This window comes from Pseudomonas sp. MF6394 (assembly GCF_002018845.1).
In the GTDB taxonomy this organism is placed as follows: domain Bacteria; phylum Pseudomonadota; class Gammaproteobacteria; order Pseudomonadales; family Pseudomonadaceae; genus Aquipseudomonas; species Aquipseudomonas lactis.
Genome location: NZ_MVOJ01000001.1, coordinates 13,291 through 36,147, shown reverse-complemented (window position 1 = coordinate 36,147; position 22,857 = coordinate 13,291). Strand labels below are relative to the sequence as shown.

The 22,857-nt window shown below is 54.8% G+C and carries 22 protein-coding genes and 4 pseudogenes; 10 read left to right on the top strand and 16 right to left on the bottom strand.

Annotation, left to right across the window (positions count from 1 at the left end):
* Positions 1-71: 71 nt before the first annotated feature.
* A complete protein-coding gene (locus tag MF6394_RS00240) occupies positions 72-2,222 on the top strand; it encodes a hypothetical protein (protein ID WP_078465735.1) in 2,151 nt (716 codons plus the stop codon).
* Positions 2,223-2,230: 8 nt separating this feature from the next.
* On the opposite strand, the gene MF6394_RS00235 is transcribed toward MF6394_RS00240, so the two are convergent.
* Complete coding sequence (locus MF6394_RS00235; protein ID WP_161952139.1) at positions 2,231-2,764, bottom strand: RNA chaperone Hfq; 534 nt, start codon at positions 2,762-2,764, stop codon at positions 2,231-2,233.
* A gap of 349 nt (positions 2,765-3,113) precedes the next feature.
* Entirely contained in the window at positions 3,114-3,539 is a 426-nt protein-coding gene (locus MF6394_RS33600) for a hypothetical protein (protein ID WP_153045938.1), read from the bottom strand.
* A gap of 287 nt (positions 3,540-3,826) precedes the next feature.
* On the opposite strand from MF6394_RS33600, the gene MF6394_RS00230 reads away from it, so the two are divergent.
* The 3 genes from MF6394_RS00230 (at position 3,827) to MF6394_RS00220 (ending at position 7,720) form a co-directional block, all read left to right on the top strand.
* Positions 3,827-4,183 (top strand): hypothetical protein, encoded by a 357-nt coding sequence (locus MF6394_RS00230; protein ID WP_078465733.1) that lies wholly within the window; start codon positions 3,827-3,829, stop codon positions 4,181-4,183.
* 219 nt (positions 4,184-4,402) lie between these two features.
* Positions 4,403-5,674 (top strand): phospholipase D-like domain-containing protein, encoded by a 1,272-nt coding sequence (locus MF6394_RS00225; protein WP_078465732.1) that lies wholly within the window; start codon positions 4,403-4,405, stop codon positions 5,672-5,674.
* A 546-nt stretch (positions 5,675-6,220) separates the two neighbouring features.
* Positions 6,221-7,720, top strand: coding sequence for a Fic family protein (locus tag MF6394_RS00220; RefSeq protein ID WP_078465731.1), 1,500 nt, complete (start codon positions 6,221-6,223; stop codon positions 7,718-7,720).
* A gap of 1,213 nt (positions 7,721-8,933) precedes the next feature.
* On the opposite strand, the gene MF6394_RS34090 is transcribed toward MF6394_RS00220, so the two are convergent.
* Positions 8,934-9,107, bottom strand: a complete 174-nt coding sequence (locus MF6394_RS34090) for a hypothetical protein (protein WP_161952138.1) — start codon at positions 9,105-9,107, stop codon at positions 8,934-8,936.
* A 118-nt stretch (positions 9,108-9,225) separates the two neighbouring features.
* Entirely contained in the window at positions 9,226-10,479 is a 1,254-nt protein-coding gene (locus tag MF6394_RS00215) for a hypothetical protein (RefSeq protein WP_078465730.1), read from the bottom strand.
* A gap of 689 nt (positions 10,480-11,168) precedes the next feature.
* On the opposite strand from MF6394_RS00215, the gene MF6394_RS00205 reads away from it, so the two are divergent.
* Together MF6394_RS00205 and MF6394_RS00200 are read left to right on the top strand one after the other, a co-directional pair.
* Positions 11,169-11,468: a hypothetical protein gene (locus tag MF6394_RS00205; protein ID WP_078465728.1), complete on the top strand. Its 300-nt coding sequence runs from the start codon at positions 11,169-11,171 to the stop codon at positions 11,466-11,468.
* A 51-nt stretch (positions 11,469-11,519) separates the two neighbouring features.
* Positions 11,520-12,788 (top strand): hypothetical protein, encoded by a 1,269-nt coding sequence (locus MF6394_RS00200; protein WP_078465727.1) that lies wholly within the window; start codon positions 11,520-11,522, stop codon positions 12,786-12,788.
* A 16-nt stretch (positions 12,789-12,804) separates the two neighbouring features.
* Here MF6394_RS00200 and MF6394_RS00195 read toward each other — a convergent pair whose 3' ends face one another.
* From MF6394_RS00195 to cadR, 10 genes and pseudogenes are all read right to left on the bottom strand, one after another.
* A complete protein-coding gene (locus MF6394_RS00195) occupies positions 12,805-13,566 on the bottom strand; it encodes an SIR2 family NAD-dependent protein deacylase (protein ID WP_078465726.1) in 762 nt (253 codons plus the stop codon).
* A gap of 185 nt (positions 13,567-13,751) precedes the next feature.
* Positions 13,752-14,066 (bottom strand): annotated as a pseudogene (locus MF6394_RS00190) (Tn3 family transposase); the annotation flags it as partial.
* A gap of 33 nt (positions 14,067-14,099) precedes the next feature.
* A pseudogene (locus tag MF6394_RS00185) lies at positions 14,100-14,362 on the bottom strand (Tn3 family transposase); the annotation flags it as partial.
* Positions 14,363-14,382: 20 nt separating this feature from the next.
* Complete coding sequence (locus tag MF6394_RS35080; RefSeq protein ID WP_275941885.1) at positions 14,383-14,841, bottom strand: methyl-accepting chemotaxis protein; 459 nt, start codon at positions 14,839-14,841, stop codon at positions 14,383-14,385.
* Positions 14,842-14,928: 87 nt separating this feature from the next.
* Positions 14,929-15,687, bottom strand: a pseudogene (locus MF6394_RS35075) (PAS domain-containing protein); the annotation flags it as partial.
* 535 nt (positions 15,688-16,222) lie between these two features.
* Complete coding sequence (locus tag MF6394_RS00175) at positions 16,223-17,089, bottom strand: sterol desaturase family protein (protein WP_024015049.1); 867 nt, start codon at positions 17,087-17,089, stop codon at positions 16,223-16,225.
* A 68-nt stretch (positions 17,090-17,157) separates the two neighbouring features.
* Positions 17,158-17,904, bottom strand: a complete 747-nt coding sequence (locus MF6394_RS00170) for a helix-turn-helix transcriptional regulator (RefSeq protein WP_024015048.1) — start codon at positions 17,902-17,904, stop codon at positions 17,158-17,160.
* A complete protein-coding gene (gene lspA, locus MF6394_RS00165) occupies positions 17,904-18,413 on the bottom strand; it encodes a signal peptidase II (RefSeq protein ID WP_003452327.1) in 510 nt (169 codons plus the stop codon). Before lspA ends, MF6394_RS00170 begins: the two co-directional genes overlap by 1 nt.
* A complete protein-coding gene (locus tag MF6394_RS00160) occupies positions 18,410-18,757 on the bottom strand; it encodes a DUF3703 domain-containing protein (protein WP_024015047.1) in 348 nt (115 codons plus the stop codon). The genes lspA and MF6394_RS00160 overlap by 4 nt, the downstream gene beginning before the upstream one ends.
* Positions 18,758-18,887: 130 nt before the next feature.
* The gene (cadR, locus tag MF6394_RS00155; RefSeq protein ID WP_024015046.1) at positions 18,888-19,295 is read right to left on the bottom strand and encodes a Cd(II)/Pb(II)-responsive transcriptional regulator; all 408 of its coding nucleotides are present in this window, start codon (positions 19,293-19,295) and stop codon (positions 18,888-18,890) included.
* A gap of 100 nt (positions 19,296-19,395) precedes the next feature.
* Between cadR and MF6394_RS00150 the strand changes: the two genes are divergently transcribed.
* The 4 genes from MF6394_RS00150 (at position 19,396) to MF6394_RS00130 (ending at position 21,492) form a co-directional block, all read left to right on the top strand.
* Positions 19,396-20,289 carry a cation transporter gene (locus MF6394_RS00150; protein WP_033902376.1) on the top strand — a complete coding sequence of 298 codons (894 nt, stop codon included), beginning with the start codon at positions 19,396-19,398 and terminating at the stop codon, positions 20,287-20,289.
* A 170-nt stretch (positions 20,290-20,459) separates the two neighbouring features.
* A complete protein-coding gene (locus MF6394_RS00145) occupies positions 20,460-20,723 on the top strand; it encodes a type II toxin-antitoxin system RelB/DinJ family antitoxin (protein WP_020303033.1) in 264 nt (87 codons plus the stop codon).
* Positions 20,710-20,991: a type II toxin-antitoxin system YafQ family toxin gene (locus MF6394_RS00140; protein ID WP_011282522.1), complete on the top strand. Its 282-nt coding sequence runs from the start codon at positions 20,710-20,712 to the stop codon at positions 20,989-20,991. Before MF6394_RS00145 ends, MF6394_RS00140 begins: the two co-directional genes overlap by 14 nt.
* A 216-nt stretch (positions 20,992-21,207) precedes the next feature.
* On the top strand, positions 21,208-21,492 hold the full coding sequence (locus MF6394_RS00130) for a hypothetical protein (RefSeq protein ID WP_425311902.1): 285 nt from the start codon (positions 21,208-21,210) through the stop codon (positions 21,490-21,492).
* A gap of 55 nt (positions 21,493-21,547) precedes the next feature.
* Here MF6394_RS00130 and MF6394_RS35070 read toward each other — a convergent pair whose 3' ends face one another.
* The gene (locus tag MF6394_RS35070) at positions 21,548-22,252 is read right to left on the bottom strand and encodes a methyl-accepting chemotaxis protein (protein WP_370588167.1); all 705 of its coding nucleotides are present in this window, start codon (positions 22,250-22,252) and stop codon (positions 21,548-21,550) included.
* A gap of 228 nt (positions 22,253-22,480) precedes the next feature.
* Positions 22,481-22,591, bottom strand: a pseudogene (locus tag MF6394_RS35065) (hypothetical protein); the annotation flags it as partial.
* Between the last annotated feature and the right edge of the window lie 266 nt (positions 22,592-22,857).

Sequence of the window (22,857 nt, the reverse complement as noted above, 5' to 3'; positions counted from 1 at the left end):
GCCCATACGCCTGGGAATCCAGAAGTCTGGCGTTAGGTTGGGCTTCTCCCCTTCCTAACCAAGGACCAATCATGGACGCTGCCGTAGAAACTGTTTCAACTGCTGATACCGAGCTTTGTGTTACCGACATCTCGATTTCTGATCAGATTAACGGTAGCGGAGACTCCCAAGAGAGTGACGGAAGGCTCCGTCTCAGCTACATAGTGCCACCAGCATTCCGGCAACCAATGGTAAATCAGGCAGCCTGGACCACTTGGTATGGCTCTCCAAAGGCCATCGCTGACGTTACCGATGTTTTGATGCGGTTACGTAGCCCGAAGCTCAATAACGTTCGGGGCCTAGCCACTTTCAACCTGCCCAAAGGGCGGAGTGTGCCCCCGGCAACGATAATGCTTAGTTTTCTGGGCGTTGCCGAGCACCGGCACATTGTGGCCGAGGTTATGGGGGATGAGTTCGATCGCATTGACTTAGGCTCCAAGCTTGAGTTCAACCTCGGTCAGCTGCTTGGTAATAAGGCCCGCGATCAACTGCGCACCATGGCACAAACCTCCGCTGCTACTGATCTTGTCAGCCATATTGAAAGATGCTTCCCGATCATGCGCAGCCTTTTCCAGGCAGGCGTATTTTACCGTGAGCTTGCACTGCCGCTTTTATACCTGGGAGCACTGAAGGATCGGCTTGCAGATAGCTCTCAGAAGCTTAATCAGACCGATCGCTTTCGCATTGATATGGCTTTGTCTGTCTTGCTCAATGCACTGCCATCGCCGTTTTCTGGGGTGATCCTAGGAACCTGTGAGTCGATTCTTAAAGTGTTCCCTGAGCAAGCGGCCAAGGAAGAACGGTTGATCGCCAAGCGGGGTCCAATGGACCCTGCTGTGCCGCTTGCTGAGCAAATGTCTGAGAACGGGTTTGCAAGCCTCGTCCAAGAGGTTGTGACGTTCCACTACAGTTCGAGCGCAGGTCGAAAGCAACCACTCCCAGCCTTGCTCAATGCCGCCGAAGCAGCAGCTTTAGCCTTAAGTCCCGGCGAAAACGTGCTGACTATTGTATACAAGCAATTCTGTGATGACTTTGCACTCCCTCGATGGAACGCGCTCACTGAGTCATTGCAAAAGCATGCAGGATCGATGGAGGTGCCCTTTGATCACAAGGCTCTCCCGAGGGACCTCATCGGCCGGGCAATTGAGCAGCCTAAAGGTCACACCTGTGAAGCCGTCCAATTGCTTCGGGGGCTTATCCAGTTCAACCATGCGCATATGGATGTCGAAGCTTTCACAAAACGCGCAGATAAGCAGTTAGCCAAGGCCCGCGAGTTGGAGTCACAGATCTCAACGTTGGGCGCGAACCTTACCGCGAGCGCGATGATCAAGATCGCCAGCCTGGCTCAGGCCGGCAGCGAAGAGATCATGGCCAACCGTAATTGGTTCAAAACCGAGGTCGAAAGTCTTTCACCACTGGTACGCACCTGGCAGCGGTTCTATGAGGAGTGGGATCGTTTGCTGCGTAAAGGTTCGCCTGGTCCAAACAAGCACGCCGCTTCCTTGGCGGTCGTCGAGAAGCTCCACAAGCAGCCTGCAGCTCCTACAGCGACCTCACCAGAGGTTGAAGACCTTCAAACCCAAATTGAGACTCTTAAGGGCCTGCTTGAGCAGAAGGACATCGACAGCAACGAGATGCGTGTTGAGCTCTACAACCTGCGGCTTTTCAAGGAAAACCTGGGTCTGCCCGTTCACCGGCCTGAACCGTTGGCTTTGAACATGGACATGATGCGTCGCGTAGCTATGCGTGACTCGATTACGCCCACGGACGTACTCATGTTCATCGAATCTGTTTCTGAAGGGCGCGTTGTGGTGCTGGATTCTGCTTGGAAGTCTGCCAAAGAGGCGGCGTCTTTCCAGCAGACCGGGCGCATGCTGGACGTTATCACCACGATGGTATTTCCGTATTACGATTCGCTTATGGCCGGCAATCCCGACTCGACGGCACGGGCCATTCTCGGCAACTCGTACTCAGCAAACGAATCTGAAACTGTTAGCTCGCATCGCCGTCTGCGGGCGCAGCGCGAATTTGAATATCAGGGCGAGATCCATTTCTTCGAACGTCACCTCAAGGCTGGCAATGGCGCTGGTCTTGAGGGTATGCGAATTCACTTTGATATCATCGATGGCAAGGTAGTGATCGCCTACACCGGGCCACACCTGGAGTGCTCATCTAGTAACTGATCGAAGCATCAATTACCGTCGTCGCCCTTTACTTCAGATGGCGTCGACGGTTTATCTTTTGGGGCGACCATCTTCGACCTCATAGTCTTCTTCACCGTCACCTCCACTGCGCCCGGTGCCTTTTTCGGGACTGTTGGTGTTGGACTGGCTTTCCCGCAAAGGGCAGGTCTTGGTTTGCGAATTGGTGCAGTGCCCACCTGTGCGCTTGCAAGCATCTCGGCTTTCTTTTTCTTGCGCGCTTTTTTACGGGTGATGTGATTCCCTCTCCCTTTGTACTCAAGGAAAAGTGGCAATATTTCTTCTGCGCGAACGAGAGCAATGTAGGACTTCGGGATCATCTTAGGGATTTTCTCTACGCGCGTTGCGCCTAGGAGAATGCACTTCCGGTCGTGATCCACGATCTTCCCCTGCAACGCTCGACCTGAGTCGAGGTAGACCTTGATTAGAATTTCGTTGCGCTGACAATAATCTAAAAAACGATCCTGCTCATTTGTCGACCGATCGTGTTGGGGTATAGCTCGATCGGAATGCTCGTTCGTCATGCGGCCGTCCTGGTCGCTAATTTTTCTGGCCATCGTTCATATGGACACCTGCATATGGACACCTGTGAACGTCAATGCACACATAATACGACCGAAAGTGATGGCATAACAGTGCGCGCCGCGAATTGGGCACGGCAAATGGCCACACATCCACAGTTTTTGGTGGTATTCCGTCAAAACTAAAAATTCTTCAGTGAGGTGATTACCAGCCGTGCTGTGGCTTAGGTATTGGTCAAGGCTGAAGGTTCGGCTCCTACAAACAATATACCTATTATTCGTAGGAAATGTCGTACACACAGTGTAGATCAATTGGCTGCAACCCGCGTCGCACGGGCTTTGCTACGGCACCTCAGAATGGATCGCGTGGCCTTGGCGTAACCGACGCAGCAAGGCTATCAATAATCAAGATCAGTTCAATCAGGTCGCAGTATGGGACGCAGCCTTCGCCGTATTTTTTCCATATGAAGGACTTCAGCCCCTCAGGCCAGTCCTCCATCATGTAAAGGGCTTGGTTTGAAACCATACCTAAACGCCGTTCAGTTTCGTTCGGTGAGCAATCCCTAGGTCCAATGGTTTTGTGCACCCGTACCCAAAGAGACTTGAACCCGTCTCTATACGACTCTGGAGCATCATCAAATGGCGTCCTGAACTGATCCGAGTCGACTAGTGCAACATCGGATTTTGGCTCAGCACTCTGTGAATCAATCGAACTCAATGGTGTCGTTGATTTCTGATTACGCCGGCGCTCTAGGTATGGCTGGAATGCAATGATCATCGGACCTCGCGTGCTGTCGGATTGTGGCCTACGGCTCCCCGAGATTCTCAAGCTAACCCAGCTGTCCGCAACCCAAACCTCAATCTCGAATTTGGTTGGGGTGTTTCGGGTTGCTGGCTAAATTTGCCCGGTTATTCTCCTCTAAGACCTTCAGCATCGCCTGAAGCGCTTGTCTCTCCGTGCGGGAACTCGTTACCGCCGGCCTCAAGCGAACCGTCATAAATAGCCATTGCTGGACTGTGGCTCAATCAATATGCGGGCTTGGTGCCCAGCCTAAAGGAATGCCAATGTTAGTATCGATGATCGGAGCTCTCGCTCAACCTGTTGCCTTGGCCATGTCTCTGTATTCCAGCGCCGAGTCGCTCACTACGGTGATGCTGCACCAGGAGGCCCCTGTTGCAAAGGTAGCCACAGTAAAGGCTGTTGCAGCTACCAAGGAAGAGCTTTCTGAAATTACTGCCCCGGGCATCCAGCTCAGCCAATACCTGACACCAGCTGGCAAAGCCTCAATGTGTGCTGCATTGGCCCAGACACTGGGAACTAAGAGCACGTCGGCAGCTATGAATCAGGCCATGCGTGACTGTTACCCCGAAGCCTCCAACACCAAGGGTGTTGAGAGCACTATCTCAACGAAGGCCCTCTGACAGGCCACCTAAATGTCCATTGGCGCATGGGTCTTCACTTTTCAGGCTCATGTCGCCTCTCACTCGATCTAGTCAGATATGCGAGCCATCAATTATTGAATTTAGTCCTAGCCCTGCTGGATAGCACCCCCTCCAGCTTACGGAGGGTCCTGACTTCGTTTTTCTGCGGTAACTAGCGGCCCATGTAAACTGGCTGTTCACAGCAGCTAGGTTTTCGGCATGCCCACCTTTCCCGTCCACACCAATGGGCCTTCCAAGGACTACGTCCTTTCGGCCTATAGTCTCCTACTTGAATCCGCTTCAGTGCTAAGGCTCGCTGCGCCGTATTTCAATCGATCTGATGAGATTATCAAGGCCGCGCGCCGCGGTGCGACCGTACAGCTTCTAGTTGGCCTCAACTCGGCAACTCATCCAGGCGAACTGGCGAAGGTTGTCGCCGAACCCAACTGTACGGTGCATTACTTCACAGATGGCTTCCACTCAAAGGTTTTCATTGGAGATGACAATCAGGCAATGCTTGGATCAGCGAATCTCACTCAGGGAGGACTGGTCCAAAACCGCGAAGCAACGATCACGCTGGATCAGCCCCACGACGAGGCTCGCATAGCTGCGCTGCTACTGCATTTCGCCGAGCTTTGGGATGATGCAGCCATATTGACGCCGGCAGAGCTCAGCAAGTTTCGAATTATCTGGGAATCGGCAAAGAAGTTGCCCTCTGCAGACGCCCTGTTCGACAAGGGCCTGGCCCCCGTCACGCCTACCAACGTTTTGGTAGGTAGTGAAAAGAAATCACCACAGCGCCTATTCCTGGCTGACATGCAAAAGCTCATTTACAGCCAGTACATGCCCGCGTTTCGTGAGGTTGCCTCATTCTTGGAGAGTGGTGGGTATCGTCGACCTGAGCTCGCTAGTTTGGATATTTCGGCTGAAACCAACAGGTTCCTAAACTGGTGTCGCCTTACTCTGATTCTCGATGATGAAACCTGGAAGGAAGCGCCGGAGCTGGACCCGGCGGCGCGGCTTACAAAATTGGCGTCGATCTCTCAAGCGTGGGTAGATACGAGGGATCCCCGTATTGAGTCCGGCTACGTAAGTTCACAAAACCTTCTGCACCAGGTGTTTGGATCACCTGAGGCTATAGGTCAAAGCAGTCAGGAGCTGCTTACAGAGGGACTGCTGCAGGTGCATGCCTTCTCGGAGTTACTACGGTTTACCCGCGGGGGCTTGGCTCAGCTACCTGTGGTCTTTTGGAAGGACAACGGCGGCGACGTCACCCGGGTGAAAGCAAGCCTTACACATCTCCTATATGGGAAGGACGACTTTGCCGTCAGGATCTGTGACTTGCTGTGGTCTGAGAACTACAGACTGTCCAAAATTGGGAAGTTCTGCTCATTGGAGCTTGTCGGGATGGTCAAGCCTCACGAGGCGCCTCCAATCAACAGCAGGATGGCCAAGTCCCTGAAATTTCTAGGGCACAACGTCCGGGTTTAGGCCAGACCAACCACTCGACGCTCGACCGCTCCCAAAGCGAGCCATCCGGACTATCCCTGTCAGCATATGTCCGACTCACTGAATCAGGCAGTGTCAGCTTGGCATCGGCCACTGAGTCAATTCGGGGGCAGCGCCAGTGACTGAGTGAGGATTGAGCCGCCACGCTGCGCCGGGTGTGACTGCAAACTCCGGCTGCGGAGGTTCCAATCATGGGACTGCGCTCCGGCGCTTATGTCCTGCACATCAACGCTGTGAAAGTTGCTTAGCCGAGCAACCGAGACTTGGGCCTGGCAGGACGCGAAACAAAACACGTTACCAGCCCTCTTTTCGCTGATGTCAGGCTGCCATGCTTAAATCGTTGCCGTAATACAGCCGACAGGTAAACACACGACGACCACTACACAGATTCCCGTCGCGCCGATATGCGAAAGACCTAAAAAACGTGGTTCTGCGCCCATTTTCGGTTAATATTTTCTGAGTGATCTGGGCATATTTTAAGAAAATTCTGGCTCTGTTAAAAAAATCTAGCCAAAGACAGGGGGAATAATGGGAAATATGGTGGGTTACGCCCATTTGATCAATGAGATGAGGCTGAAGGCTATCGGGGTAAAGAACCCAGCACTCGTTCAACCCGTCACCCGCATTGAGCGGATCAACGGCGCGCTTGCAGTACCGCAGGCGGTTGCGCCGGAGGCTGGGGATTTTCTCGCCCACATCATCTTTGCGCTCAAACATGAGGGCGTCAACCTCTCTATTTTGGCGCAGGCTCTGCCTCGCATTGAAGCTCGAATCCTTGTCGAGGCCATAACCCAATCTCCCAGCAGCGGCTATCTGCGCAAAGTCTGCTTCCTCTGGGAAGCCTATTCCGACTTATTACTGGACTACACGGACAAGCCTCGGGGCCCTGGCGTCCTGCTGTTTGATCCAGAGCGGTACATCACGGGCCCATCGGTGCGAAACAACCGCTGGCGCGTGGACTTCAATGGTCTTGGGACGCTCCAATATTGCGCGACGGTAGAACGCACGCCTGAGGTTCAGGCCCTGCTTGAATACGACATTCTCGGCCGTTCGAAAGAGTTCATTGCCTCCTTGCCTAAGGAAATGATGGATCGCGCCATAAACTGGGCGTACCTGAGCGAAACAGATTCTTCATTTGCGATTGAAAAGGAAGCACCAAGCCAGCAGAAGTCAGAGCGTTTTGTTCAATTACTGCGCCAGGCACATGACCGCCAGCCGCTTACCGAAGACTACTTGGTTTCTTTGCAAAACAATGCGATTTCCCAACCGCTCGAATGGGCGGTGGCCTTCCGGCATGAACAAAACCACCTGACCAACTCCTTTCGAGGAGCGGCGGGGGTCACCTATATCCCCCCCCCTCCAGATCTTTGCCGGGAGCTGATGTTCGAACTCATGGCCTTCGCAAACCGTGCACCCTTGGAGCTTGACCCGCTGGTGGCCGCCGGCATTGCCTCATTCGGGTTCGTCTTCTTGCACCCCTTCATGGATGGGAATGGGCGACTGTCGCGCTTCTTGATACACCAGGCATTGTGCTGCAGTGGTGCGCTGGAGAACGGCTTGTTACTTCCTGTCTCCGTGGCCATGAAACGAGAGGAGCAACGCTATCTAGAAGCTCTGCAGAGCTTCTCAAAACCTGCACGGCAATTCTGGGACGTTCGTTGGATCGATGCCGACAACATGTCGCTTAACTTCACCGGCGACCCAAGCCTATATCGCTACTGGGATGCGACTGAGTGTGTGGCCTTCACGCTGGAAATGGCCAAGCGGGCATTGGAAGTCGAACTTAGGGAAGAAACTGAGTATTTGCAACGATACGACACCTTGCTCAAGGTGGTTAATGACAACTATGACGTGCGCGGCAACCTCTTGAGTAAGCTGATTATGCAGTGCTTAGACCAGAACGGGGTCGTATCAAAGGGTCGGCGCAAGCAATACAACGGGTATATCCAAGAGGAGGTTTTCGACTTCCTGGAAGGTCACGCCCAGGCCCTTCTGGCAGAAGCCTACACAGAGCCCGACGACGAATAGTTCAGCCCAAACCTTAACCCAGGGTACATAGCATTCTCGGCCCCCTGAACCACGCCTTGCCGTGTGACCTACTAAATAAAGTCTGTCGGAAACCGGTGTTGAGGCACCCAATGCATCGCGCCATTCAACGCACCTAAGGCTCTGATTTATAGGGTAAGCGGCGGATTTCAGCGACAGCATTCAAATGCTCTGCGACAGACTTTATTTCGTGGCTACACCTGGCGACAGTGCCACCCAAAGCGTTACCACTAAATAAATAACATCATAGCAAAGCGGCCCTATTTTCCTATGGCACCCCTCGAACTACCTGTTACATCTCCTGTGAAACGCTCTTCCTTTAAAAGCGTCCTACCCGGCCGGCCCAGGTGCACGCCGCACAGGAAAAGCTGGGGGAGAAGCAGAAAGAAAAGGGCCTGGCGACAGCCAGGCAAAGGAAAGAAAGGAAAAGCGGTTAATCAGAATGGTGGGTAGGTTCAGGCCCAGCAAATCTGGGGGAATTAGGGTTTTGGAGATGTTAGGAGGTGCGCCAGATGAAGCAGATCTCCCCCTGCTATGATGTTTCGTTTTAGGTCGGTTTTGGCATAAAACCCGAGAAAATTGGTTATATGGAGATATTCGGTTTGGAGGTGCACTGGCGGTTCAGACCCGTTGTGAGCCTCCCGCCAGGCGAATTGAAACGGCCTTGGCCATCAGCCAGGACTGCTTACATTTTCTGTATCTTTCGATTTTTGTAAGGTGGCTGGCCATCCGGCAGGACTAAACAATAAAGGTTGTCACAAACAGTGTGCACCCCGCTCTGTTCGGACAACTAACTGTCCTCAACCACCCGGCAAGTGTAGGTTTGGCCTAGTCAGAGGGGGTGTTGTGACAACCTTTATTCTTTCTAGTCGTGCGGAAAAGTGGCTGGTCAGCCAGCAGGGCGAAACAATAAAGGTTGTCACAACCAGGGCACCCCGCTCTGCTCGGACGGCTAACTGCCGTCAAGCAGCAGGACAGCCTATGTTTGCCCAGTCAAAGGAGGTGTTGTGACAGCCTTTATTCTTTGTAATCGTGCGGAAAAACAGGTGGGCTGATGTCAGAGCCACTCCTGGTGGGCCAGCTTACAAGGGGGGACACACGTTTCGCCGGGGCATCGTCGATAACCTCTCCCTTTCAGCCCGCCGTGGAAGGTTAATGTTGTGACGTCCTTGGTCATGATTTGTATGCTCCACGTTCAGTTATCCAGCCTGGCAGGCACTGACGAAGGTCCATATGTTTTTAGGTTGGCGACAAGGACATTGATCCTGGCCAACGCTGCTGATTGTTCAGTTGCAGGTGCATTCAGGGCTTGTGCTTTGACCTCGGCAACTAGCAGTGCAATTGGCTTGTTCGGCTGTTCGGTGGACATGAGACGTTCCTATTGGTACGGCCGCACTAACATAACGGCACCTGGCGTTCTGCCCACCTGGGCGATGTGACACGGCCGCTGACCGGTTGGACGTGGAGCGTCATGATGAATGAGGCTGTCAGCCTAGCTTGTCTGAGTGTATGAACGCATTGCCGTAGTTAACGTCCTCGTACGGGGCAGCCATTGCAATGCCCGAAGCGCGCGTCATGTCGCAGTACATCGCCAGTAACCGCAGCGTCGTTTTTCTCATTGTCGAATGGCTGCGGTATAGGGTGTCTGGATTGATTCTGAGGCCGTAATCAGAGAGCCGGCATTGCACGAAATCAGTGAGAGTGTGCCGATTGTCATAGGCACTGAAGACCGCAGGGACCTTGAGATCCGAAAGCCTCACCGTTCCGGGGTTGTTGGGGTATTGATTCCTAGCGGCATGGGCATACTCGACCATCAGTTGTTCATGAACCATGCCCGCCCCCAAAATGCCCAACCAGCTGCCCAGGGTCCCGGTGTGCATCCGAAAACGCACCTTCCGCTTGCTCCATTCGGCGAAGAACCCCTGAACCTGCAATGGATCTTCAAGATCCCGCCAGCAGATCAGAGGGATGCCACTCAGGCTTTTCTTGTTGAGTGCTTCATTGAAATGCCTTTGAATATCCAAAAGGCGATCGACCGTTTCTTCTGTCAGGCTGAGATTCCGCATACGGAGGTATACGGCGCTACCCTCATCCTTGCTAATCATCATGTTGAAGGCGTGGACAATCATCTGGTAATCGGCGAGCAAGGCTATGCGTGTAATGAAGGAATCGCTGAATTCATCCGTGATTCGATCCGGATTGTTCTTGGTTACCGGCAAAACTCCAGAAACGATCAGCCAACAGTAAACACCTAATGGCGCGTCTTTGAACTCACTGACAAAGCATCGTGTGAGCAGATCTCGCCTGACTAGAGGCGAGTAGCCAGCGAACTCCCCTATCAATACCTCAGCTATCTCCAATGCAGGATTGGCCAAAACCCCAGTGCTTTTTTCCGTAACCACAGTCATGTAGGCCATCTGGTAGTCATTCCAGAAGTTGTCGACTGCTTCAATCTGCTCAGAGGAAAGATTTGGTGGCGGAGGTACATTCGGATTTACCTGCATCAACTCCTCGGTGGTGTTGGCCAGGCTCACCTCAAGGATGAAAAACACCAAATGCTTTATGACTTCAGCCTCTCGGCCCGAATGCCGGCACTCGACCATTTGCGTGACCCGCTCAACAATCCTTCGGAGCTGCGAGCGTTCTTCGGCATCCATGCCTACGTGAACGACCAAATCGTTGAAGAAGACCAAATCAAGAAAATCCAGACCTGCCCTATGTGCCTTGGTCATGCGCGGCATGTGCCCTACCCTTTTTTGTCTGCCTCTGAGACACCAACCGCTACACCCGCGCCAGCCGCAGCACCTAATACTGCTCCGGTCGAAGCCACTACAGTGGCGCCTACCGCCATTCCACCACCGCCTGCGGCGAGAGCCCCTCCTCCAACAGCCGCCAGTGAGGCGTTTGTCAACGCAACGCCTGTGAGTGAGCTAATCGCTGTCCCTGATGCCGTTGCGCCCAACAACCCTGCAGATCCGGCGGCTGCGGCGAGTGGACCTGCAAAAGCCAGCGCTGTACCACCAGTGGCCAGCGTACCAAGGCATACCAATGCGGCTTTGCCAGGGTTTTCGACCACGATGTCGACCGCAGATACTGCTAGATCACCTACAGTGCCAACCGCGCTGCCAACCAAATCAAAAAGCGAGTCAAAAAAAGACATGTTGAACTCCAGGTTACGCTCGAAAGACATTTCCGAACGGCTTGGAGGCAATTCTGTTCTGACGACATGAGGCTGACTATTGCGAAAAATGTAGTACCTTTTCCTACACTAGCACAGCGCAGAAACCAGCACGTCCAAGATCAATCAGCTAGGCCACCCGAAATAACGGGGCATTCGTGTTACTGAAATCCCGAGTGAGCGGTTGGCTATGTGCGCCAGATAAGGACGTTAGAATGTCCCGTAATACACACTGACGAGGACACCAGGACTATGCTCGAAATCAACCCATCTTCAGAGACCAAGCAACGCGTCGATGACCTCTATTCCGCCGCCTGTAAACACGGCACAACCTATGAGGCCGTCGTCCACTCTACGTTCTGCGATTCGATGCTGGATGAGTTTTCCGATCAGGAGTCTGACAAGCCCGCTTTCGCTTATGCGCGTGAGACCTATGGATATCAAACCCAAGAGGAGCTCCGGGCGACTCAAGCAGAAGACTGGGATAACGGAGTTTGCTCGCACGGCTTGGATTCTATGACCTGTCCCGCCGGGTGCTTTGAGCAAGACTGATCCTCGATGGCGGTACACGAATAACCGAAATAGACAGGACTTAAGGCAACCATGGAACTCAACCCCTATCGCAAGCGATTTGAGGCCGCATCTGCGGCTCTACTGGTAGCCAAAAAGAATGTCGAAGAGCAGCACACTCTCCTCGGGTGGCTCCACTGTTTTAACGAAGTGGAGGCCAAGGCGTCACTTGAACTAGCGCGAGCGCGAGTGGGGACAATTCAGAAAGAGTTGAACTCAACTCGTATGGGTAGCCCCTACCTTGCGACCTGGGCGCCACTATCTGTAAGTGAAATCATAAAGCTGCGCCTGTTTGGCACAATACCCCATCCAAAATGTGAGTCGAAGCCGAAGGTAGACACTGAGCGTGAGGCTAAGATTGCCAAACTCGAGTCTGAGCTCAAAATTCAGATCGGCGCCGTCGAGAAAATCTACTACCAGATCCAGTTCCATAAAACCTTGGACTGGCTAGAGGCAGATGCCGAAATCGCCACCTATAACCGCCAAGTCGCAGACCTTGAACCCGACGTCGCTAAACTCGATGCGGATGTCAGACGGTTTGACGAGCACCTGGTGGATCCGCTGCGTGAAATGAAAAAGCTAACCGGTGAGTTGGCCTTGGCTATCGAGGCTCGGGCGTCTGCGGCTGAATTTGACCTTCGGTTCAAAGCTGCACCGGACGCAATTAGCCGGCGGGTCGTACAGCAACAATGCTTCAACCTGTTTGGGCTCGAAGACACGGATAAAGCTGTCCGTATCAAAACCGGTCAGGTGGAGTCTCTGCAGCGCAATCTTGCAAAGGTTGAGACACGAATTGCTGAGTTGCAAAAGCGTGAAAGCAGGGGCATTACCCGCCTTGTCATCGATGGCACAAACCTCTGCTATCGGGGCAGGAACCCGAATCGCAAATTCATCGGTGTGGTTGCACTCACTCACCTGGTTCCGACCCTTCAGCAACTGTGGCCTGGCGTCGAGATCATAATCTGCTTCGATCCGGGGACTTTGAAGAACTCGGCGAAACTTTGGCCAGATGGTGAAAAGCATTTCCATCACTCAGTTCAGATCCACGAGATCGCACCAGGACACAAAGCAGATGAGAGCATCATCGAACTCGCAAGTGGTGAGACTGAGTACATCTTAAGCAATGATACGTTCCGAGACTTTCAGAATCGTCCTCCTGTCAAAAAAGGCCGCGTATTCAAGGCTGACATCACGACAAACGACATTCTGGTAGTGGAGCTCGCGGCACACGCTAGATTCGGCTCTTCCCAGAGTGTGCCATTCAACGCCATTCCTCTTAAAAGCCCTGAAGCGTCAGCATGATCGTGAAGTTTGCCGGTCAGTTGAATGCCCTGGCCAGCAACTGCGGCAGTATCACCCCGCCCTTCCCTACCAACGAGATTTCATTCTCACTGGACACAGCTACCCGGTCTGGGTTGATGTGAATCACTACGGCGCCGGAGCTTAGCGCCTGCTTTGGCAGAGCGGCCGCTGGATAGACCGCTCCGGATGTTCCGATCGACAAAAGCACATCGCACTCAGCAACAGCCGCAACTGCTGCCTCCCATACGTCCAGGGGCAGCGATTCACCAAACCAAACGACCCCCGGCCGGCACAACCCTCCACACTCAGGGCAAACCGGCGGTTCAATACGGCTTCCATAACCAAGGTTATAGCCATCAACATCAGGGACATCCATAGGGATTGCGCACTCGAAGCACCGCGGACTGCTCAGACTCCCATGCAGGTGAAGCACGTTCTCTGAGGAGGCCCGCTCGTGAAGAGAATCAACGTTTTGAGTAACGATGGTGATTTTTGAAACAAGACGACCCAGCTGGGCGACCGCTGCATGACCCGGATTGGGCAGCACGCTTTGCGCCTGGGCCCTTCTCCATTCATACCAACCCCAAACAAGTGACGGGTCTGCCTTAAAGGCTTGTGCTGTGGCCAGGCGCTGAGCATCGAATCGCTCCCACAGTCCGGTCAGTGCATCACGGAATGTGGCAATGCCGCTTTCAGAAGAAGCCCCAGCGCCAGTGAAGACCACGATCTTGTTGGCGCATTTGAGGTATGCAGCGGAAGTCTCTAAAAGCTGATTCATTGGCTTGTGCTCAACATTACGTTGGCCTAGCGGACCATGGACGGACTGATGGAATCAAGCGTGAGGTAACGACGCAGGAGAAACTTGAGGGCTTTAGAGATGACTACAGCTGGCCGCCCGCTTCAGGTCTTAGGCTTGAAAAGAGAGCAATAGGGGGTTGTACGCCGGAATCCCAGAAATTTCCGTCAGCCCAGCTCCAGTCCCGCCACGAGCGCATCCAGGTCGATGAACTTGCCGTCAGTCTGGAAGGTGTAATGCCCGTTCAGCAGGATGTGCCGCCAGGCCGCTGGCGACATCTGCGTGATCAACGCCAGCGCCTTGGCATTGCCAGCTGCCTCGTACTTCGTCAGCAGCAGGGACAGGATCGCCGAGTTGTAGAAGATGATCGCGTTGCCGATCAGCCTGGCGCACTGGTTGCTGATCTCGATTTCGATGTCGGTGCGGCCGGTCAATTCCTTCTTCCCACCGACTTGGGCGATGGTCGAGCGTAGCTGGTGATAGGGGAGCCCGCAGAATTCGGAAAAAATCGTACGCTAAGGTTTTCCGGGCAATCGTAGCGGCCTGAACTTCCCGATCTCCAGCCTGCGGCTCTGCCGCCAGACGTAATCGCCAGTCAGGTTGATGTGCTCCCAGCCCAGCGGCAATAGGTATTGCAGCAGCTCGCCGCCCACCGACTTGCCAGCCTCGACCAGCCCCAAGTGATGCACTCCAGATACATCGTGTTCCATAGCACGATGGCCGTCACCAAGTTTGGGCTTCTGGCTCTGTAGCGCTGCGGCTCGAAGTTCCGATCCTGATTTTGCCTAAAACTGGACACTAGCTATTGTCTTTGAACAACGTCGATACGGTACGGGCAACATGGTCTGCACCGTCACTGATTTCACGCATAATAGTTGTTACAGTTGCGATCTGATCGTTGTTTTCTTCGGCGCTTCTAGCGATGCTGTTCATATCTATATTCAGTTGCTGAGTAAGCTTTCCGTTAGCAGTTACCACATTCTGGATTTCCACGGTGGCACTGCTAGTTCGAGCTGCCAACTGACGAACCTCGTCGGCTACTACAGCAAAGCCTCGGCCCATTTCACCCGCTCGGGCAGCTTCAATTGCGGCGTTAAGTGCTAGTAAGTTAGTTTGTTCTGCCACGCCTTGGATGATGGTAACAATTTTCTCGATATCTTTAGCCTGAGCATTTAGCTGTGTAATCGAAATAACCGCACCGTTTATTAAATTAAATGTACCCTGAGATAGTTCAATTGAACTAGCAAGGGACTCCATGCCCCGCACGGAAATTTGAGATGTCTCCTCGGCGGTGGTGAAGGAAAGCTCTGCGGCCTGACGGATTTCATCAGCCTTATGCTTCTGCGAGCTGACGTCGGTGGCAAATTTTAACACTTTCACAACCTGGCCGGCTTCATCAATGACGGGGTTGTAGGTGGCCTCAAGATAGATGGTCTCTCCCGATGCGGTCTTGCGCTCAAATTGCCCGCTTAAAAAAGTTCCTCCCTTTAAACTCTGCCAAAAATTTGGATTTTCTTGATAAAAATTATCGAAACAGAACATTCGGTGGTGTCGACCCTTGATATCGCTGAGGCGATAACCCATAGCACGGAGGAAATTCTCATTTGCATGCAGGATGTCACCGTTAGGTGTGAACTCGATCTCCGCCATCGAGCGGGAGATGGCTGCATGGACGGCTCTTAGTGAGAGTAACTCGTTTTCTCTCTGAGTGACATCTGAGCCAATCTTAATGATTTCAATAACTTTTCCATCTTGATTTTGAACTGGAATATAAGTAGCCTCAATCAATACTAAGTTACCGTCTTTGCGCAGCCGCCTAAATAAACCTGATTGAAGATGGCCGTCAGCCAATTTCTGCCAGAAGCGCGAATAATCAGCTGTGTTAGCATAATTCTTTTCGCAGAAAATTCTGTGGTGCTGCCCTGCTATTTCTTCGAGTTTGTAACCAAGCATCTCTAGAAAGATATTGCTCGCATAGATTACGCTCCCGTCTGGCCTGAATCTGATTTCCGCGACATTTCGACTTATTGAATCAAGCTGCCGCTGTAGTTCTGAGAGCTTATTTTCTGTGTCCAGCAGTTGTTTGTTTTTATTGAAAAACATAATCATTACCTTTGTGCAAATAAAATAATACTTGGGGCCCAATTTATACTGTATCGGTTAGCGCAACCGCTTCTTGAGAGCATAGCTCTTTATAGTTGGAAAATTAGCGATTTGCAGCCATGTGTCATATTGAGCTATGCCCTAACTGGGCGTCAGGCCGGAACCTTGGGCAGTGTCAGAATAGGGCCGATTCCAGCATTTTCTGACGACTCGCCTGCAACCTCTAGGTGTAACGGCTTGCAAACGAAAACGTCCCGACCTGCAATCAATACGATTTTCGACCGGAATTAACTGCGACTGACCGGCCCGGCAAACCAGTATTAGCTGCGAATGAACCTGCATTTATCCGCGCTGACCTGCATTCCATGGCTACCAACCAGCATTAATTGCAAATGACGGGGCTTATAGGTAGTGAATCGATTGCCTCGTTAGAGCGCATGTCTGCTTGGCATGCGGGAACATCTAGTCTCTTCCGCCCACGAGCCAGATCATTCCAGGCAAACACATGGGGCCTACAGCTTTGAGGCCCACTACGCTATGTGCGGGCTCGGTCTCGCCCAAAGGGTTCGGTCAACTGACCAAGGTAACCCTTGGGATAGTCCCTCTCACGCAAGCCGACATTGGCGTCGCCCTGCTTTCCTGTACTGTCGTAGAACGTCCCGAATAGCCGATCCCACACCATCAGAAATTCGCCGCAGTTCACCTGGGCATCTTCGAAGTCGCGCTTGTGGTGCCAACGATGAATTTCAGCCACCCCGATGACATGGCGCAGCCAACCCAGCCGGTAATCCAGGTTCGAGTGCTGAAAGCCCAAGTGAACGGTCAGAATGCCGAACCAGGTGGCAACCACTGCCGAAGGCGCGCCGGATGCAAACAGCAGCACCAATCCCGGGCCAGCCATGAGCATCGCATGTAGGGGATGCCGGCGCTCCCCATTCATCCAGTACAAGCGCTCGGCGCTGTGGTGAATCATGTGAAAACGCCACAGCCAGGGTACGTGGTGGCTGATGCGGTGCATGGCATACAGGCTCAGATCGAGCACGACGGCGACCAGCAGCAGCTGAACCCAAAGTGGACTCTCGACTGGGAAGAGACGAACTGTAGCCGGCACTGCATCGCCCAGCCTGGCCAGGATTTCGGCGGTGAACTGGATGACGGAAAGATTCACCAGCATATGCACCAGGTCGGTCAGGGTGTCCTGGTGATCCTCCAGCCAGCCCTCCCGGAAAGGCTGGATACGCTCCAGCCCCGCGACGGCCAATAGACCGACTGCGGCTACCAAGGGTGTGCTGGGCCAGTACGGCACCCCGGCGTACAAGGCCCAGACCATGAAGGCGGCGCTGCCACCAAACACGAGCGGATAGCTCAACCAGCGTAGGGCGAATCGAAGAGAAGTGGACATCGCTCAGCTCCTATGTAGAGAGCCTTCACGGTAGGTGCAGAGGACGACGTTCGACTTGAACGAAAGAGCTATGACTTCTGGAGATCGACCGCAGCCAGGGCGGAGGACGGATCGATGCCCAGCAGCGCCCTGAATGTCCGGGAGAAATGCGCCGAGTCGGAAAAACCTGCCGCATGCGCGGCTTCGGTCAGCCGTCCCCCTTTGGCCAGGTGTTGCAGGGCTTGGGTGAGGCGCAGCCATTTGACATAGCTGCGCAACGGCAGGCCGGTTTGCTCCACGAACCAATGGGAAAAACGCGTGGGTGACAAATGCACCAACGCGGCCATTGCCTCACGCCCCATTTGGCCTTCGCGCAGCGCTGCGGTGACCTTGGTCAAGCGCGGATCAGGGATTGGTGGATCGGCAAGCCGCAACAGCCGACGTACCTGCGCCTGCAACTGGACAGGCGAATGCCCCGACGCCCTCAGTGCCTCGACCATCGCAGCAATATCGGCCGCTACGATCTCCATCAGCCTCACGGCTCCGCTCACCCGCAAGGCACGCGCCTCATCGGACAGCACATCCAGGTAGATCGACAGGACATGCCCAGCACTGAGCCGGTGCTTCAAGCCTGCCGGAATCAAGATGGCAGCCCCAGATTGCCCACCCAACGGCGTTTCAACCGTTATCGCGGCGTCGAGCCCCACTGCAATTTGATGTGCTTGATGATGGTGCCAATCCTGGTGGGCGGCATGGCCGAGAAAGACGCCGATACCGGGGCCGACCCAGGCATGGCCTGACCAGCGAGCCACTTCTGCGGCATCCGAGCTTCGCATTATCTGCCCCGGTCCAGTTCCGCGCTTGGACTCAGCACACTGCTCAGGAGCAACATGGCGGCACCGCCCACGATGCCGATGTCCGCCAAGTTGAATGCAGGCCAATGCCAGGATTGCCAGAAAAAATCCAGATAGTCGATCACATGGCCTCGGAAGCTGCGATCGATCAGATTCCCCACTGCCCCTCCCAGTATGAGGCTATAGCCCAGCGCTTCGAGCTTGGCCCTGGGCTTACGCAAGAGCAACGCGAGCCCAATCGAAACAACCAGTGCGAGGAGAATGAAGAAGTAGCGCTGCCAACCGCCCGCGTCAGCTAGGAAGCTGAACGCTGCGCCGGTATTCCAGAAATGGACCAGATTGAAGACTGGGGTCAGAGGAACCACGGCGCCGACCGAGAGCGAACCCTCAATTACATATTTGATCGCCTGGTCGGCCAGGGCAACGGCTAGCGATAGCGTCCACCAGAGCCCGGGAGTGATACGGTGCGCCATTCCAAGTGGCGATTTCATTGTTTCGCTCCCTGAAACAGTCGCTGCAATCCGGGTGAGACGGGCATTGGCGCGAATGCACTGATCCTCGCGCGTCCGGTATTGCCGAGCGGTACCCAGATCTTCGAGAACAACACGGCAGCGATGATCCGTGGTGCTTGGCCGAACATTTCCCGGTAGTCGCGCAACTGCCAGCCAGCCCTTAGCATCAACCAATGGCTCCGCGCATGCAGGACGGGCATGTGCTGGCTCAAGATGTGGGCGCGCTCGAGCCAGGGGAATGCCTCGGTTGGCGCCTTTTCACGGAGTGCTGTCCTTGCCTGGAAAAAGGCTTCATCGATGGCATTGCGGAGGGCGGTATTCATCTGGAACTCACTTGCGCAGCAGTTGGAAGGCCATGATTCTGGGCCGATCGTGCAAGTGAACACCCTGTAGCCGCTATAGGGTCAAGCTCTACGCTTTGAGCAGAAGCGAATGGCACTTTTCTAGCGCGCCTTATGGAAGCCGTTTGCCTCCCTCCACTAGACCCGAAAGTATTCCGCAGTCCAGGCTTTGTCGTTCGTCATCGCAGCAGCTGCGTAACGTCACCAACTGGTTTTCCAGGGCTTGCAAGGATGCGATCTGGGCCCTGACCTGGGCGATATGGCTATCAAGCAGCGTATTGACCGCCGCGCACGGTTGCTGCGGCTGTGCTTGAACGCTCTGCAAAACACCAATTTCGTCCAACGACATGCCAAAGGACCGGCAACGGCGGATGAACAGCAGTTTCTCCACATGATCCGCTTCGTAGGCTCGGTAGCCATTTGCCTGGCGATTGGGCGATGCAAGCAGGCCCTGGCGCTCATAGAAACGAATGGTCTGAATGTCCGCTCCCGTCAGCTGTGCAAGTTGACCAATGCGCATAGGCTGCTCCTCGATAAACAGCCAGTATATCCAGGCTTGACCCTATACCTGCTATATGGTTTTCAATTGCCAGAATTGAACCTGATAGGAGAGGCGGATCATGAGCTCGTGTGAAAAATCCTGTGGCTGCGGTTCAGTGTCAGCGCCTGCTGAAGCAGCGAGCGCGCCCTCGACCGAAGGAGCCTGGGTCAGCCATTTTTCTGTACCCAAGATGGATTGCCCTTCGGAAGAGCGAATGATTCGGCTCGCGCTGAATAGCTTGCCTGAGCTTCGTTCGTTGTCCTTTGATCTGAGCAGCAGGCAGGTACTCGCTTTCCATGACGGGGCGGTTGACCCAATCACTACCAAGCTGGAGTCCCTGGGTCTAGGGGCAGCGCTACTGGGGACTCAACCAGCTAGTCAGGAAGCAGCCTCGACCAATCGCGCTGATGAGGAATTAGCGGCGTCGAAAGAGGCGAGCACCCTGAAAATTTTGCTCGGCATCAACGCTGCCATGTTTGTTATCGAGATGGGCGCAGGGTTGATCGCTCAGTCGACGGGCCTTATTGCCGACTCGCTGGACATGTTTGCGGATGCTGCCGTCTATGGCTTGGCTCTCTTTGCCGTCGGCCGCAGTGCACAGCTGCAAGTTCGCGCTGCGCACCTGGCGGGTTTCTTTCAGATCCTGTTGGCACTGGGCGTACTCGTGGAGGTGGCTAGACGCTTCCACTATGGCAGCGAACCTGAGTCGATGCTGATGATGGGGATTGGCTTAGTTGCACTCGTCGCAAACGCCAGCTGTCTCTTGATGATCTATGGCCATCGCGAAGGCGGTGCACACATGAAAGCGAGCTGGATTTTTTCGGCCAACGATGTGCTCGCGAACATTGGCGTTATCGTCGCCGGCGCGCTGGTTGCGTGGACGGGCTCTCCCTACCCAGACTTGGTGATTGGTACGGTCGTTGGCCTCATCGTATTGAACGGTGCGCGCCGAATCCTGGCATTGAAAGCCTGACCAACCGATCCTGTATTCCATCGCGATGGGCTCACTTTCTACAAGTGAACATCAATGGTACGGACAGTCCAATAAACCTTCGTTTGATAGACGCCTCTGGCGAGGTGTGCTGGGTGCACTCCTGGAAGGATTGAGCTACAATGTAGCTCATCAATCTGGAGGATCAAACCATGTCCGCAAATGCTGTAGTCCGTGCCCGTATCGACGAGCACATCAAGGAAGAGGCGACCGTCGTGCTGGCAGCGATGGGACTCACCGTGTCTGACGCCTTCCGCATCATGTTGACCCGAGTCGCCCGCGAGAAAGCCTTGCCGTTCGAGCCGCTGATTCCGAACGCCACCACCATCGAGGCGATGAAGGAAGCGCGCCGTGGCGGCTTGAAGTCGTTCGCTTCCGTCGAGGATCTGATGGCGGATCTGAATGCGGACGATTGAACAGACCAGCCGGTTCAAACGCGATTATAAACGCGAAGCCAAAGGCCCGCATCGTCAGACGCTGGCGAGCGATTTCATTGCCGTCGTCACAGCCCTGGCGAATAACCAGCCTCTGGCCGAGAAGCACCGTGACCACGCCCTCACCGGCGACTGGAAAGACCACCGGGACTGTCACATCAAGCCCGACCTGGTGTTGATTTACCGCAAGCCGGATGACGCCGTGCTGCAACTCGTGCGTCTCGGATCGCATAGCGAGCTTGGCCTGTAACGCCGGGGTCTGCCCAGGACAAGGAAAGAAGCTACATGACAATCAGCATCACCGACGACGATTGGAACGAACTGACTCCCGAGAGTTTCGATACCACCGCACTGCTGCGGGCAGTCGATGCCGTGGACGAGCTGCGCGGCGATTGAGTGACAACGCAGACGGCGGGCCTCCGCAACTGCGCACCGACCTGTTGAAGCTGCATCAACTGGCGATGAGGTGATCCAGGTGCGGATTCGAGAGCACGTCATCGCCACCAATGACATGCGTCTGTTCGGTCTGCACCTACTGGGGCAGGCGTCGCTGCGCATGGAGCAAGCGCTGTGGCCAGAAGAATATGAGCGGATGACCCGCGAGGTCGAAGAAGCTCTCCGTGAGGCCGACGACCCCAACGCCAAGTCGTACACCCACGAGAAGTCATGCAGGCGATGCAGGAACGAATCGACCAAGCACGAGACAAGCCATGTTGATCGGCCCTGCCCCAACTCCCTCGAACTCGGATGAGTCGGACCTAGCAACGTGGTGACACCGATCATCTAGGGCCGGAGCAGAGCCTGTGTCAGCCCGCGAGGCGGTGCGTCACTTCGCTGAGCTGGGCCGACAGCGTATGCAGGTTCTGGCTGGCTGCCTCGGTACGCTCGACATTGTCCTGGTTGGTGGTGGCGATGGCGGTAATTTCGGTCAGATTGCGCGAGATATCTTCCGCCACGGACGTCTGCTCTTCGGCAGCGGTAGCGATCTGACGGTTCATGTCGCGGATCGCTTCGACTTCTTGGGTGATGCGCTGAAGCATGCTGCCCGCTTCCGTAACCTGTTCGACACCTTCGTTGCTGCGGGTTTGTCCATTTTCAATCGCACGCACCGCATCCACCGCGCCGGTCTGCACCGTGTCGATAATCTGATGAATTTCAGCGGTGGAGTCGGCGGTGCGCCTGGCCAGCGTGCGCACCTCGTCGGCAACGACGGCAAACCCGCGTCCGGCATCGCCCGCGCGGGCGGCTTCGATGGCTGCGTTTAGCGCCAGCAGATTGGTCTGGTCGGCGATGCCGCGAATAACTTCCAGCACCTTGCCAATGCGACCGCTATCGGTCTCCAGACGGCGTATTACCTCGGCGGTGTTGCTGATCTCGCCGCGCATGTGGGTAATGGTCTGGATAGTCGAACGCATCATGGTCTCACCCTGCTGCGCCGAATGATCGGCCGCATCCGCTGCACGCGCGGCTTCGGCGGCGTGACGGGCGACTTCCTGCGCCGTAGCGGACATTTCATGCATGGCGGTAGCGACCTGATCGGTGCGCGAGAACTGCTCGCGAGTGCCTTGGCCCATCAGTGCGGCGATGGCGCTCAATTCACCACTGGCGCTGTCCAGGTCCGAGGTGTTGCGTTGCAGGAGGGTGAACGTATCGGCAAGGAAGTCACGCAGGATATTCGCGGCAACTGCCAGACGTCCCAATTCGTCAGCACGGGACGCATCGACGCGCTGTGCAAAGTCGCCCTGGCTGAGCTTGGCGATGTGGTCGATCAGGTGACGGATGGGGGCGATCAGATTGCGGTTTACCAACCATAGGCTGAGCAAGGCGATGAAAACGCCAGCGGCTAGCATTACCAACGAGCCGACGACTATTTTACGATCTGCGGCTTCGCTGATGGTTTCCGAACGATGCAGCGCCGAATCGCGCTGCTGGATGACCAAACCACTGAGCTGTTCGCTGGTGGCACGGTCGATGCCTTGAACCGCCTCGTCGCCGGCGAATGGATCGTTTCCGCCGGCGATGTAGGCCGCACGGCCCGCGCGGTAGGCGGCGCCGAGGCGCCGGTGCTCCTCGTGCAGGTCGCGGAGCTGCTTTGACAGGGCAGGGTTGTGCTCGC

Excerpts from the sequence above, each read along its gene's own strand:
- MF6394_RS00240 (WP_078465735.1), top strand. The coding sequence starts at position 72 with ATGGACGCTGCCGTAGAAACTGTTTCAACTGCTGATACCGAGCTTTGT.
- MF6394_RS00235 (WP_161952139.1), bottom strand. The coding sequence starts at position 2,764 with ATGACGAACGAGCATTCCGATCGAGCTATACCCCAACACGATCGGTCG.
- MF6394_RS33600 (WP_153045938.1), bottom strand. The coding sequence starts at position 3,539 with ATGATCATTGCATTCCAGCCATACCTAGAGCGCCGGCGTAATCAGAAA.
- MF6394_RS00230 (WP_078465733.1), top strand. The coding sequence starts at position 3,827 with ATGTTAGTATCGATGATCGGAGCTCTCGCTCAACCTGTTGCCTTGGCC.
- MF6394_RS00225 (WP_078465732.1), top strand. The coding sequence starts at position 4,403 with ATGCCCACCTTTCCCGTCCACACCAATGGGCCTTCCAAGGACTACGTC.
- MF6394_RS00220 (WP_078465731.1), top strand. The coding sequence starts at position 6,221 with ATGGGAAATATGGTGGGTTACGCCCATTTGATCAATGAGATGAGGCTG.
- MF6394_RS34090 (WP_161952138.1), bottom strand. The coding sequence starts at position 9,107 with ATGTCCACCGAACAGCCGAACAAGCCAATTGCACTGCTAGTTGCCGAG.
- MF6394_RS00215 (WP_078465730.1), bottom strand. The coding sequence starts at position 10,479 with ATGCCGCGCATGACCAAGGCACATAGGGCAGGTCTGGATTTTCTTGAT.
- MF6394_RS00205 (WP_078465728.1), top strand. The coding sequence starts at position 11,169 with ATGCTCGAAATCAACCCATCTTCAGAGACCAAGCAACGCGTCGATGAC.
- MF6394_RS00200 (WP_078465727.1), top strand. The coding sequence starts at position 11,520 with ATGGAACTCAACCCCTATCGCAAGCGATTTGAGGCCGCATCTGCGGCT.
- MF6394_RS00195 (WP_078465726.1), bottom strand. The coding sequence starts at position 13,566 with ATGAATCAGCTTTTAGAGACTTCCGCTGCATACCTCAAATGCGCCAAC.
- MF6394_RS35080 (WP_275941885.1), bottom strand. The coding sequence starts at position 14,841 with ATGGAGTCCCTTGCTAGTTCAATTGAACTATCTCAGGGTACATTTAAT.
- MF6394_RS00175 (WP_024015049.1), bottom strand. The coding sequence starts at position 17,089 with ATGTCCACTTCTCTTCGATTCGCCCTACGCTGGTTGAGCTATCCGCTC.
- MF6394_RS00170 (WP_024015048.1), bottom strand. The coding sequence starts at position 17,904 with ATGCGAAGCTCGGATGCCGCAGAAGTGGCTCGCTGGTCAGGCCATGCC.
- lspA (WP_003452327.1), bottom strand. The coding sequence starts at position 18,413 with ATGAAATCGCCACTTGGAATGGCGCACCGTATCACTCCCGGGCTCTGG.
- MF6394_RS00160 (WP_024015047.1), bottom strand. The coding sequence starts at position 18,757 with ATGAATACCGCCCTCCGCAATGCCATCGATGAAGCCTTTTTCCAGGCA.
- cadR (WP_024015046.1), bottom strand. The coding sequence starts at position 19,295 with ATGCGCATTGGTCAACTTGCACAGCTGACGGGAGCGGACATTCAGACC.
- MF6394_RS00150 (WP_033902376.1), top strand. The coding sequence starts at position 19,396 with ATGAGCTCGTGTGAAAAATCCTGTGGCTGCGGTTCAGTGTCAGCGCCT.
- MF6394_RS00145 (WP_020303033.1), top strand. The coding sequence starts at position 20,460 with ATGTCCGCAAATGCTGTAGTCCGTGCCCGTATCGACGAGCACATCAAG.
- MF6394_RS00140 (WP_011282522.1), top strand. The coding sequence starts at position 20,710 with ATGCGGACGATTGAACAGACCAGCCGGTTCAAACGCGATTATAAACGC.
- MF6394_RS35070 (WP_370588167.1), bottom strand. The coding sequence starts at position 22,252 with ATGTCCGCTACGGCGCAGGAAGTCGCCCGTCACGCCGCCGAAGCCGCG.